Below are 12898 nucleotides of genomic sequence, written 5' to 3' on the forward strand. Positions count from 1 at the left end.
AAACTTCAACAAATCTAATAAAAATTTTACAAAATTTTAAAAATACATGAAGCTGCCCGGTAAAGAATGACATTTGAAAGAGAAAGTTTTAAAATGTTTTTATAAGCAATTTATATGTTGTTCATACGAGCAATATTTTTATAATATTGAGCTTTTTCGATATACTCGCGACGGATGCGTTCCATATCTTGAAGATCTTCTTCTGTTAATTCTCTAATCACTTTGGCGGGTCTTCCGAATGCTAAAGTTTTCTCAGGTATCTTTTTGCCTGGCGGGACAAGACTGCCTGCACCGATAAAAGCGCCTTTTCCGATTTCTGCTCCATCCAGAATAATCGAACCCATTCCAATTAGAGCTCCTTTCCGCACAATCGCACTATGGAGCAGAACTTGATGGCCGACGGTTACATCATCTTCAATAATTAACGGTTTATTTGGGCTCTGGTGCAGACAGCATTGGTCTTGAATATTGACCCGATTTCCAATAATAGTTGGGGCAACGTCACCGCGAATAACCGTCTGAAACCAAATGCTTGATTCATCTCCTATTTGAACATCGCCGGTGATTGTGACAAAATCAGCTATATAAGCCGAATCGCTAATTATAGGTTTTTTGTCTTTATATGGATAAATAACCATGGGAACCATCCTTTTCTTTTTTTCATATTATAACAAATTTTCCGTCATGTTCGGAAAGGAGTTAACTTATGTGGAAATGGGTAAGTTCTAGTCCTAAAGCTGCGATTGTCATCATTCATGGAGCTTTAGAACATCATGGACGTTACAAATGGCTGATAAAAAAGTGGCAAACAAACGGGTACCATGTTGTCATGGGGGATTTGCCAGGACAAGGAAATTCATCCTCCAGACGGGGACATGTCCAATCGTTTGATGAATATATTGATGAAGTTGACCGTTGGATCAGGGAGGCTCAATCTTTCCAATTGCCGCTTTTTTTGCTGGGGCATAGCATGGGCGGTTTAATAGCCATACGTACGCTGCAGAGAAATAAAATTCCGTTAAACGGGGTCATTTTATCTTCGCCATGTTTAGGAATTTTGCAAAAACCGAGTAAAGCGCTCGATCTTTTGGCAAAAGGATTAAATATTTTCGCGCCTAGTGTACGCTTTGATTCCGGTTTGACAGTTGAGATGGCAACGAGAAATAAGGAAATTCAAGACATAAACAGAAACGACTCCCTTTACGTAAGAAAAGTTTCTGTGCGCTGGTACAGAGAGCTTCTTCATGCCATTGAACTAGCATTTCAGCAGCTTCCGCAGTTTCCAGATGTCCCTCTTTTCGTCATGCAGGGAGGAGAAGACAAAATTGTTGATAAATCAGCAGTTCAAAAATGGTATAGTCAGTTGAATCTCACGGAAAAGAGCTATAAAGAATGGGAAGGACTATATCACGAAATTTTTAATGAACCGGAAAGAGAACTTGTTTTTCAAGATGCGTTGAGATTTACAGAAAGCCATTTAACATAAACACTGGAATTTTACAATGAAGAGGTGAGTTGATCTTTGAGTATACCTGAACACCCTATCAGCCTTATGTCAAGAGTTTATAGGGAAATTCTTCCGACCGTCCATTATTACTTAGATGGGTGGAAAAAAAAGGCTGAGGAAATACCGAATCCTGAATTGAGAAAGCAGGCGCTTGCAAGCATAAATACGAAGGCATTTCATTGCGAAGGAGGAAGCATTTTAGCGCTTTTGTCGAACTCTCATATAGAGGAATGCATAGAGTTTATCGTTGCTTATCAAACGATTAGCGATTACTTGGATAATTTATGCGACAGAAGCACTTCTTTTGATCCGGAAGATTTCCGCATGCTGCACCAATCAATGAAGGACGCACTGTCGATTCATGCAGAATTAAAAAATTACTACCAATTTCGTGAGGACCAAGATGACGGCGGATATTTAAAAGAGCTTGTCATGACATGCCAAAGAATGCTGAGCCAATTGGAGAACTATCCGGTTATAGCTGGCTATTTGATGGAGCTTTGCGAATATTATTGTGAACTGCAAGTACATAAGCATGTAATAGAAGAGGAAAGAGTGCCAAGGCTAGTACAGTGGTTCGAACAATATAAATCTTCCCTCCCGGATATGCGGTGGTATGAATTTTCTGCCTGCGCTGGATCGACATTGGGCATTTTTTGTTTAGTCGCCTATGCATTTCAGCCCAGCTTTAACGAAGCGATTGCCAAAAAAATTAAAGACGGTTACTTTCCATATGTGCAAGGGCTTCACATTTTATTGGATTACTTTATTGATCAAGAGGAGGATCAATTGGAGGGCGATTTAAATTTTTGCAGTTTTTATGAAAGCACATCAGAAATGATGGAACGATTAGCTCATTTTGTACATGAAGCGGACAAAAATTTAAAAGGTATTCCGAACGAAAATTTTCATAAATTAATTAACCGCGGATTGCTCGGCATTTATTTATCTGATGACAAAGTATTAGTACATAAAGATTTAGGAAAGCTGGCTAAAAAATTAATAAAAAAAGGAGGAACAACCTCCGTTTTCTTTTATGTGAATGCTAGGGCATATCGAACGTTCCGAAAATGGAATTTGATTAAATCTTCTTGATGGATAAAGCTAGCCGGGATATTATTCCCGGCTATTTTGCTTTTTCGATTGCTACAATAAACGGAGGGGAATTTTTTTGGTTTAAAAACCGGTATTCAAGTACATGAGCAGTATGTTGATCGATTTGTTCGGCAAATTTAAGAAGCTCATCTCTCTCACGTTTTCCTTCCGGATGGCCGTGATAAACGACCAGCACGATCATTCCACCGGGTCTTAGTATGGATAAAAGCTGCTTTACTGCTTCAATAGTTGATTCTGGTTTTGTCACAATGTTTTTTTGGCCACCGGGCAAATAACCGAGATTAAACATCGCACCGGCGATATGATTGTGATGTTTTTTCGGAATCGTATTGAAAATGTCATCATGGCTGGAATGAAACAAAGTAACACGGTCGATTAAACCGGATTCCTTCAACCGTTTTTTTGTCTCTTCAAGCGCTTGTTTTTGAATATCATATCCAAACACATGACCTTGTTCGCCAACGAGTTGTGCTAAAAAGACGGTATCATGTCCGTTCCCGACTGTTGCATCAATAACGATATCGCCGTTTTGGACAGCGGAAGCCATCAATTTTTTTGCAAATGGAAGAATGCGAATGAGGTTCATTTTGACATCACTCGATCTTTTGTATAATACTTCCCTTGGTAGCTGTTTCGTTTTTCGAGTTCGGCATCAATGGCATTCAGCACTTCCCATTTGTTAACGCTCCACATCGGCCCTATCATTAAATCGATCGGACCGTCGCCTGTAATGCGATGAACGATCATTTCAGGAGGCAGTACCTCTAGCTGATCGCAAACTAATTGTACATATTCATCAAAGGATAAAAAGCGCACCATCCCTTTTTCATATTGCTTAACCATCGGTGTACCTTTTAACAAATGGAGCAGATGAATTTTAATTCCTTGAACATCCAGCTTAGCAACTTCTTTTGCAGTTTCCATCATCATATCGTACGTTTCAAGTGGAAGACCGTTTATGATGTGTGTGCAAACTCGGATTCCGTGCTTTCTGAGCTTGTTAACTCCTTCCACATAACATTCATAATCGTGCGCACGGTTAATTAAATCAGCGGTCCGCTGGTGAACGGTTTGCAATCCTAATTCAACCCAAAGATATGTCCTCTCATTTAATTCCGCCAAATAATCAACAACATCGTCAGGCAAACAGTCAGGCCTTGTAGCAATGGACAAACCGACAACTCCTTCGAGACCTAATACCGTTTCATATTTCTCACGAAGAACTTCCACGGGTGCATGAGTGTTTGTAAATGCCTGAAAGTAAGCAATATACTTTCCGTTTTTCCATTTCTCATGCATTTTGCTTTTAATGTCGTGAAATTGCGTAACAAGATCATCAGCTCTGTTTCCGGCAAAATCGCCCGACCCTGCGGCACTGCAAAACGTACACCCGCCATGTGCTACCGTACCGTCGCGGTTTGGACAGTCAAATCCTCCGTCTAAAGCAACTTTAAACACTTTATCTCCAAATGTATTTCGTAAATGGTAATTCCATGTATGATACCGTTTGTTGTCATTCGTATACGGAAATGGATTGTGGTTCGCCAATTCCTACTCCTCCTGTTTCGATATACTATCAAGACATTTTACCATGATTGCCAAACCAATCTCAAATAAGAATTTACCAGCTTTTTTCATGATGGAGCTTGCAGAAATAGCGAAAAATACAGTTGATGAAGAAATTCTTCATCAAGGAGGGGATTTGTTTGGCTACTAGACAATCCGTGGAAGAGTGCATTCAACATTGCCAGCAAGCATTGGAATATGCAAATGAGCAATATATTGAAGGACTGAAACAGGAGCATTACAATGATGAAGAATATACAAATGCACAGCAAAAACTTCAAGATGCACTTGCAGAAGTGGAAAAACTCAGTTTAAGCGCAAATGACCAGCAGCGGGAGCAGCTTCACCGCATGCGCCTTCAACTGCAGCACCTTCAAAATGAGATGATTTTGCTCGATCATTAAAATTCCAGGGCAAAGCCTGATTGTAGGCTTGCCCTTTAATTGCAATTATGATTTTTCATTTATTCTTTAGCCGATTTGATCTTATATATAAATTTGCATAGGGAAAGAATGGTTTTTGGAATAAAAACGAAAATATAGAATAAAAATATCTTTCAACAGATTGCGCAATTACCGATATAAAAGCTCGGCTCAATGCGAATGAACGATTACATTTTAAAACAAAATCGGGATCAGTTTGTTGAACATCAGTCAAACTTCTAGAAAAAGCTGCTATACGACTATGTACATCATAATTTTTCCCTAAGATCAAGAGCCCCCGAACGAGTGAAATCATTCAGTGTTTTTTATATGCGGAATCAGAAAATGTTGATTGCATCTTTTCTGTATTATGTGTACTATATAATGTAGTACACATAATACAAAAGAGTCCTTTTTGTAAGAAAGAAGGGTATTTGATGTTTGAAATTGACCCGAGAAGTGCCACTCCGATATATGAGCAGATCATAAAAAAAATGAAAGAACTATGTATCAAAGGTGTGTTAAAGCCTGGCGATAAACTGCCCTCTGTAAGAGAGATGTCTTCCATGATTATCGCTAATCCTAACACGGTTTCAAAGGCTTATAAAGAGCTGGAAAGAGAAGGCTTGATTGAAACGCTGAGAGGACGGGGGACATTTGTATCGAAAATGGTGCAGAAAAAGCTGGATGAAGAGAAAATTGAAATAATTAAAGAGGAGCTGCGGCAAATTATGATCGACGCATTTTATGCAGGAATCAGCTTTGAACAAATATACCAATGGATGAAAGACATGAATAACGAATTTGCCAATGCTTTTCATAAATAAAGTTTAGCAAAGAAAAAGTATTTGAATCTCTGCAGCGTGAGTTTCAGCTTGTTTGGCTAAAACGGTTCAGAAAAGATAAAGGAAAAACTTTGTTCGGAGGGCATATCTTATTCTTCTCGGTGTTATTCATGCAGCTTTGGCTGTCCATTAGCTAGCTAAAAAATCCCCGGAAAAACGGCATAAATTCAATTAAACCAATGCGTATCGGTAAGATTCTTGTATGAACCATGCGAGTAAACGGGCAGAATTATTTTTTGTTGGAACCATTAAAAAATCCCAATCCATATATTTGTCATTTTAGCTATTGCAACCAACAAAAAAAACGAAAATTTCCAGTGAAATGTAAATGTAATAAAATAATAAAGGATTCTTAATTTTTTTCTCCTAAAATTATAAAAGGAAATATACATTTAAAGTGAAACTATTTTGATTTTAGTTCGTTCTAATTGTTGAGCTGCTTTAAGTTGAGGTGAATAAAATGTTAAAAGACCCAAAGATATTAATATTAACGGCAAATTATGGAAACGGTCATATCCAAGTTGCTAAAACATTGGAGCAGTCTTTGCATAAGATGGGAATCAACAACGTAAAAGTTTCTGATTTAATTAGCGAGTCTCATCCAATTATGGCGGAAATTACAAGATATTTATATTTGAAAAGTTTTTCCATCGGTAAGCAATTTTATCGGTTATTTTATTATAGTGTGGACAAAATGTCTAACAAACGCATTATGAATTTGTATTTGAAGCTTGGACACCGCAAGTTGAATCAGCTAGTAAGGGAGATAAATCCTGACATCATCATTAATACATTTCCTATTTCAGTTGTTCCTGAATATCGCACGCGGACAGGCGTGTTCATCCCGACATTTAATGTGCTGACCGATTTTTGTCTTCACCGAGTATGGGTTCATAAAAACATTGATAAATATTATGTTTCGTGCGACGATGTGAAGGAAAAACTGACAATGCTCAACATCCATCCAGCGCTTGTCAAAGTAACCGGAATTCCTATTCGGCCGCAGTTTGAAGAAAAAATGGAAACGATCGATTTATATAAAAAATACAATTTGGATCCGAACAAGAAAACTTTGTTAATTGCTACAGGCGCTCATGGAGTTTTAAAAAATGTAAAAGATTTGTGTGAATCATTTTTTACACGAGATGACATGCAAATAGTCGTTGTATGCGGAAATAACCAATCGCTGAAAGATGAGCTTGAACCGCTTCAGTATATTCACCCGGATCGAATAAAAGTTTTTGGCTATGTCGAAAGAATCGACGAGCTCTTTCGCATTTGTTCCTGCATGATAACAAAGCCTGGAGGGATTACTCTCAGCGAGGCGGCCGCATTAAAAGTTCCGCTTATTCTCTATAAACCTGTTCCGGGGCAGGAAAGGGAGAATGCCGATTTGTTTGCAGCAAAAGGGGCGGCGGTTGTCATCAATAAGCTAGAAAAAGTTCAAGAGACGGTCAATGATTTATTTAACCACCCTGAAAAAATGGAAAAAATGAAAATGAGCATTGCTGAATTATATAGACCAAACGCTGCTGACACGATCTTGCAGGACATTTTAAATGAAGCAGAAATGCTGCTTGATTCAAGCTTGAAAGGGTCTGTCAATTATTAATTATTAGACTGAAATCCAAATTTTTCGACATTGACTTGCATGAACTCATAAAATTCATTAAAATAACAATATGATAAGTGGATGAAAAAGCAAGAACGGTGAAAAGGATCAGTAGTGGATAAAGGCGTCTAGAGAGTTGACGGAAGGTGAAAGTCAATCGTTGTTTATTCACGAACTCCCCTTTGAGTTGCGGGTGTGAAATGTATTCCGGTACAGACTAATGCCCGACGTGTTTCCACGTTACGGAACAGAGTGAGTGCATTTGCGCTAATTTGGGTGGTACCGCGGGAAATTGTCTCTCGTCCCTTCGTCGTGGGGATGGGAGTTTTTTTATTATTTGACGCTTATACATATATATAGCAAAGGAGGATTTTTACATGTCTTACAACCATCGTGAGATTGAGAAAAAATGGCAAGATTATTGGCTAAAAAACAAAACATTTAAAACAGAGGATGATTCCGATAAACCGAAGTTTTATGCATTGGATATGTTTCCGTATCCTTCGGGAGCTGGTCTTCATGTAGGCCATCCTGAAGGTTATACGGCAACCGACATTTTGGCGCGAATGAAACGGATGCAAGGATACAATGTTCTCCATCCGATGGGATGGGATGCATTTGGACTTCCGGCTGAGCAATATGCTTTAGATACCGGCAACGATCCTGCGGAATTTACGAAAAAAAATATTGATAATTTTCGCAGACAAATTCAATCACTAGGATTTTCCTATGATTGGGATCGGGAAGTAAATACAACTGATCCGGAATATTACAAATGGACGCAATGGATCTTCTTAAAGCTTTATGAAAAAGGACTTGCTTACATTGATGAAGTGCCCGTCAACTGGTGCCCAGCACTCGGAACTGTTCTTGCAAATGAAGAGGTCATCGACGGAAAAAGCGAACGGGGAGGACATCCTGTTGAACGCCGTCCGATGAAACAATGGGTGTTAAAAATCACCGCATATGCTGACAGGCTGCTGGAAGATTTAGAAGAGCTTGATTGGCCGGAAAGCATAAAGGAAATGCAGCGAAATTGGATCGGCCGGTCGGAAGGTGCGGAAGTTCATTTTACAGTCGATGGAACTGATAAAACCTTTACTGTTTTTACTACTCGTCCAGATACGCTTTTCGGTGCTACGTATACAGTGCTTGCGCCTGAACATCCGCTTGTGAAAGAAATTACAACCGAGGAACAAAAAGAAGCGGTGGAAGCCTATTTAGATCAAATTAAAAGTAAAAGCGATCTCGAAAGAACGGATTTGGCGAAGGAAAAAACAGGCGTGTTTACCGGAGCCTATGCTGTAAATCCTGCCAATGGAGAAAGATTGCCGATTTGGATTGCCGATTATGTTTTAATGAGCTATGGTACAGGTGCGATCATGGCCGTGCCTGCCCACGATGAACGGGACTATGAATTTGCGAAAAAATTTGACCTGCCGATTAAAGAGGTTGTCGCTGGAGGAAACATCGAACAAGAAGCTTATACAGGAGACGGCGAGCATGTAAATTCCGACTTTTTGAACGGATTGAATAAAGAAGAAGCAATTGAAGCGATGATCAAATGGCTGGAGGAAAACAAAAAAGGACAAAGAAAAGTGACATACCGTCTCCGAGACTGGTTGTTCAGCCGTCAACGTTATTGGGGTGAACCGATTCCGATCATCCATTGGGAAGACGGCACGATCACAGCTGTTCCTGAAGAGGAGCTGCCGTTAGTGCTTCCGGAAACAGATGAAATTAGACCTTCGGGAACCGGTGAGTCACCTTTAGCGAATATTGAGGATTGGGTGAATGTCGTTGACCCGAAAACAGGCAAAAAAGGGCGGCGCGAAACAAACACAATGCCTCAATGGGCGGGAAGCTGCTGGTACTATTTGCGCTATATTGACCCGCACAATTCAGAACAATTAGCTGATCCTGAAAAATTGAAAAAATGGCTGCCTGTGGACATTTATATCGGCGGGGCTGAGCATGCTGTTTTACACTTGCTGTATGCACGTTTCTGGCATAAATTTTTATACGATATCGGAGTAGTTCCGACGAAAGAACCGTTCCAAAAATTGTTTAACCAAGGAATGATCCTCGGCGAAAACAATGAAAAGATGAGCAAATCAAAAGGAAATGTCGTCAATCCTGATGAAATCGTTGAAAGCCACGGAGCGGATACTCTCCGTTTATATGAAATGTTCATGGGTCCGCTTGATGCATCCATTGCATGGTCAACAAAAGGACTCGACGGCGCAAGAAGGTTTTTAGATCGTGTATGGCGGCTGTTTGTAATGGAAAATGGCGAGTTGAATCCGAAAATCGTCGATGAACCGTCTCAAGAGCTTGAACGCATTTATCACCAAACAGTGAAAAAGGTAACGGAGGATTATGAAAATCTGCATTTTAACACAGCTATTTCGCAACTGATGGTATTTATTAATGAAGCTTATAAAGCGACAATTCTTCCGAAAGAATATATGGAAGGCTTTGTAAAGCTTTTATCGCCGGTTGCTCCGCATATTTGCGAAGAGCTTTGGGAAAAACTCGGCCATTCTGAAACGATTGCTTATGAATCGTGGCCGGCATGGGATGAATCAAAGCTTGTCGAAGATGAAGTGGAAATTGTCATTCAAATCAACGGAAAAGTGCGGGCAAAGCTGCTTGTACCAAACGATGCTTCTAAAGAGGAAATGGAAAAAATCGCGATGGATGATGAAAAAATAAAAGAACAGCTTGAAGGCAAAACCGTTCGTAAAGTGATTGCTGTTCCTGGCAAGCTTGTCAACATCGTAGCCAATTAAGCTTGAATATCAATGAAAGGATGGCCATTCATGGTAAAAGAAATCACACCAAATGATCTCAAAACGAAGCTTGAAAACGGCGAAAAATTAGACATTATTGATGTCCGCGAGGAAGAAGAAGTAGAAGAAGGCATGATTCCACAAGCAAAACATATTCCGATGGGAGAAATCCCGGACCGCATTGAAGAATTTGATAAAGAAAAGGAATATATTTTCGTCTGCCGCTCAGGAAGAAGAAGTGAAAATGTTTGTTTATATTTACAGGATCTTGGTTTTAATGTCATCAATATGGTTGGCGGAATGCTCGAATGGACAGGGGAAACCAAACCGAAGAGCGAGATAAAAAAATAAGTGGAAAAACCGCGCTTATGTAGGCGCGGTTTTTCCTTATAAAGGAAGATTAGCGTGGCCAAAACAGTAAACCATACCGCATGTAATACCCTCAAAATCCCCATAAAAACTGCCGACATGAGCAAATCTTTTCCCTTTATTAAAAGTGTCATATTTGTACAAGCATAAAAGTATATTGGAAGCAACGAGATAAATAAAGGGAGTGTGAAGAAATTGAGCTATAAAGTCGCCATTTTTGACGAAGAGCATGAAAAAGATTTAGAAGAGGAAGTGAACGCTTTTTTAACTGCGCTTCCAAGTCAAAAATATATCGACATAAAATATCATGTAGCGGTAACATGCGATCAAAAAGGTGAACAAATTTACTGTTTTTCAGCGATGATTATTTACAAAGAATAAGAAGACTTTCACATTAATAATGAAAAGTCTATTATATTTAGTAAGAATGTAAACAGAATTAGACGTGAAGCGCAGGTTGATTGTAATTTTAGAGAATCTTCGTCAATGCATCAATGTTCGCATGCGCTCCAAGCAGTTGCTATGCCCAGTGGATCTTGAAAGCTTATAAGCACTGATCCAGATAGGAAACACTTTAAAAATTGTACCTGATGAGAGAAAGTCGAATAAAACTGAAATGGTCGCCATCGTTTTGCAGGATGGAAGACGGACTAACTCATGAAAAAGCTTTTTAAAACAAGCTTTGGACCCGCTTGAAAATCCTTGTTTATGGGGAATCTAGGTCTTTTTTTATTGGAAAAAAGATTTCAATGCCGTTCCGAAGCGACCGCACGAAAAAAAGGATGGCCAATTTTTTGAAGTTATCCTAGAACCTTTTGATTTGAAAGGAAAAAACGCTTCGCATCAACCAGAAATTGTAAGCGCTAAGACAAAAAAGGGTGATCATATGTATTACAGCGCAATATTGAATATGAAAGGAAAAAAGACAGTCGTTGTCGGCGGAGGGAAGGTAGCGGAAAGAAAAATAAAAGCTTTGCTCGATGCATGTGCTGATATAACGGTTGTCAGTCCCGATCTATCAGATCATCTTTTTCGAATGCATCAAGAAAAAAAAATATCGTGGAAACAAAAAACGTTTGAAAAAGACGATGTAAACGGTGCGTTTCTAGTCATTGCGGCAACGAATGAAAGGGAAGTTAATGAGCAGGTCTACCAGTCATGTGAAGCACATCAGCTGATCAATGTAGTGGATGCACCTGAAAAAAGCAATATCATTATGCCGGCAACATTTAAAAGGGGCGATTTAATCATCAGTGTATCAACGAGCGGGAAAGTTCCGGGGCTCGCCAGAAAATTAAAAAATAATTTGGCAGAGCAGTTTGATGAACATTTTGCTGACTATGTTGAATTTTTAAAGGAAGGTCGAAAACGTGTCTTAGAAGAAATCAACGACCCAGAGCAAAAAAGGATTGTTTTACATCAATTATTAGACAAGAGCTTTTTAGAAGCTTCAAATGAAGAACGGTATAAGCAGCTGGAAATGCTTTTGAATGCGAACAGGTCTAGCGAATAGCTAAACCGGATCGCACATGGCCGTTCAACGGGATAGCGATTTGTGCAAAAAAAGAAGCGCCCCCAAAAGTCAGCTGCCCAGTTCATAAAAAACGTTCTTTCTGCAAAATTGGGCTTGTCACCTCACATTTTACTAGATAGGACGTTTTTTTGTGTGTCTTTTAAAAAAAAGAGTAAGTTATCCTGACTTTTTAGACAGACCCATCAATTTATGCGCTTTGAATGAAAAAGGTAAGGTTTAAAAATGCAATTTGATACTATGACATCCAAAACGTTCCATTTAATACCATGACATTAAATACGGATTAATTAGGTTCTTTAGTTATAACTGTTATTGTCACTAAAACTAAGATGGAAATTATAAATAAACCAATTGTAATAAAGGTATCTTTGAATAAAAAACTAGTGAATGCAGTCCATAATAATATTCCTATTGATAGAACTAACATTGGTTTAAAATTTTTAAACTTAACTAAATAATACAAAAGGAAAAATATCGGATATGTGTATCCAAGGAAAATTATGGCATTTATTCTATCAGTCTGTATAGATAAATCAAAAGATGTGATTAACATATAAATCGGAATACTAAACACTGCTAAAAATACGGATTTGTTACAATTCATTAGAATTATCCTCATTTCATATTAAATTATACCATTATTATACTATTTTAATACAAAAAATGTTAAATATGTATTTTTTTGATATTATACTATTGTATTTAAAAATATAAGAGTAAGATGAAATGATGTCTTTAGCATTCTAATAATAATAAGCTAGTGTTTTACCCGTTAGTCAAGGGAATTTCTTCTATTCATGGTAAACATTATTTACTATATAGTGATCGAGGATTTCAATTTACTTCACATGGATTTAAAGGAAGGGTTGATCAAGCAGGGGTAACACATAATATGTCTCGTGTAGGACGATGTATAGAATAATGGTCCAATGGAATCCTTTTGGGGAACATTAAATGTGAAAAATATTATTTACATAAGTACGATACATTAGAAGAACTAAAGAATGCGGTTGATGAATACATCCAATTTTTCAATTACCATCTGTATCAAGAAAAATTAAACGGTCTCAGTCCTTTGGAATATAGAGCCAAGACCGCTTAGATCAATTTTTATTATTTCCACTGACTACTTAAC

Annotated in this window: 12 protein-coding genes, 1 pseudogene and 1 other annotated feature; of the genes and pseudogenes, 10 read left to right on the forward strand and 3 right to left on the reverse strand. The window is 38.4% G+C overall.

The genetic code is table 11. The features are described 5' to 3' along the window. Window positions 1–110: 110 nt before the first annotated feature. Window positions 111–638 (reverse strand): gamma carbonic anhydrase, encoded by a 528-nt coding sequence (locus RI196_RS04860; protein ID WP_063386577.1) that lies wholly within the window; start codon window positions 636–638, stop codon window positions 111–113. 68 nt (window positions 639–706) lie between these two features. Between RI196_RS04860 and RI196_RS04865 the strand changes: the two genes are divergently transcribed. Together RI196_RS04865 and tbcS are read left to right on the forward strand one after the other, a co-directional pair. Continuing rightward, window positions 707–1486, forward strand: a complete 780-nt coding sequence (locus RI196_RS04865) for an alpha/beta hydrolase (protein ID WP_066249454.1) — start codon at window positions 707–709, stop codon at window positions 1484–1486. Between the two features lie 36 nt (window positions 1487–1522). Then, complete coding sequence (tbcS, locus tag RI196_RS04870; protein WP_063386578.1) at window positions 1523–2602, forward strand: tetraprenyl-beta-curcumene synthase; 1080 nt, start codon at window positions 1523–1525, stop codon at window positions 2600–2602. Window positions 2603–2633: 31 nt separating this feature from the next. On the opposite strand, the gene mnmM is transcribed toward tbcS, so the two are convergent. Together mnmM and mnmL are read right to left on the reverse strand one after the other, a co-directional pair. Then, complete coding sequence (gene mnmM / locus RI196_RS04875; protein WP_066249456.1) at window positions 2634–3209, reverse strand: tRNA 5-(aminomethyl)-2-thiouridylate-methyltransferase MnmM; 576 nt, start codon at window positions 3207–3209, stop codon at window positions 2634–2636. Further along, window positions 3206–4171 carry a tRNA modification radical SAM protein MnmL/YtqA gene (mnmL, locus tag RI196_RS04880; RefSeq protein WP_066249458.1) on the reverse strand — a complete coding sequence of 322 codons (966 nt, stop codon included), beginning with the start codon at window positions 4169–4171 and terminating at the stop codon, window positions 3206–3208. The genes mnmM and mnmL overlap by 4 nt, the downstream gene beginning before the upstream one ends. A 158-nt stretch (window positions 4172–4329) precedes the next feature. Between mnmL and RI196_RS04885 the strand changes: the two genes are divergently transcribed. The 8 genes and pseudogenes from RI196_RS04885 (at window position 4330) to RI196_RS04920 (ending at window position 12865) form a co-directional block, all read left to right on the forward strand. Beyond that, the gene (locus RI196_RS04885; RefSeq protein ID WP_063386581.1) at window positions 4330–4593 is read left to right on the forward strand and encodes a YtzC family protein; all 264 of its coding nucleotides are present in this window, start codon (window positions 4330–4332) and stop codon (window positions 4591–4593) included. A 455-nt stretch (window positions 4594–5048) separates the two neighbouring features. Next, complete coding sequence (locus tag RI196_RS04890; protein WP_311067003.1) at window positions 5049–5438, forward strand: GntR family transcriptional regulator; 390 nt, start codon at window positions 5049–5051, stop codon at window positions 5436–5438. A 478-nt stretch (window positions 5439–5916) separates the two neighbouring features. Next, window positions 5917–7068, forward strand: coding sequence for a diglucosyl diacylglycerol synthase (locus RI196_RS04895; RefSeq protein ID WP_063386583.1), 1152 nt, complete (start codon window positions 5917–5919; stop codon window positions 7066–7068). 89 nt (window positions 7069–7157) lie between these two features. Beyond that, window positions 7158–7378 (forward strand) — a binding site (T-box leader). 67 nt (window positions 7379–7445) lie between these two features. Next, window positions 7446–9860 carry a leucine--tRNA ligase gene (leuS, locus tag RI196_RS04900; RefSeq protein ID WP_063386584.1) on the forward strand — a complete coding sequence of 805 codons (2415 nt, stop codon included), beginning with the start codon at window positions 7446–7448 and terminating at the stop codon, window positions 9858–9860. A gap of 30 nt (window positions 9861–9890) precedes the next feature. Continuing rightward, window positions 9891–10211, forward strand: coding sequence for a rhodanese-like domain-containing protein (locus RI196_RS04905; RefSeq protein WP_066249464.1), 321 nt, complete (start codon window positions 9891–9893; stop codon window positions 10209–10211). Window positions 10212–10424: 213 nt separating this feature from the next. Then, window positions 10425–10610: a sporulation protein Cse60 gene (locus RI196_RS04910; RefSeq protein ID WP_063386586.1), complete on the forward strand. Its 186-nt coding sequence runs from the start codon at window positions 10425–10427 to the stop codon at window positions 10608–10610. A 529-nt stretch (window positions 10611–11139) separates the two neighbouring features. Beyond that, a pseudogene (locus RI196_RS04915) lies at window positions 11140–11664 on the forward strand (precorrin-2 dehydrogenase/sirohydrochlorin ferrochelatase family protein); the annotation flags it as partial. 1039 nt (window positions 11665–12703) lie between these two features. Further along, window positions 12704–12865, forward strand: a complete 162-nt coding sequence (locus tag RI196_RS04920; protein ID WP_158640144.1) for an IS3 family transposase — start codon at window positions 12704–12706, stop codon at window positions 12863–12865. The last annotated feature ends 33 nt before the right edge of the window (window positions 12866–12898 follow it).

Origin of the sequence: Aeribacillus composti (assembly GCF_031760945.1) — a bacterium.
Lineage (GTDB): Bacteria > Bacillota > Bacilli > Bacillales > Aeribacillaceae > Aeribacillus > Aeribacillus composti.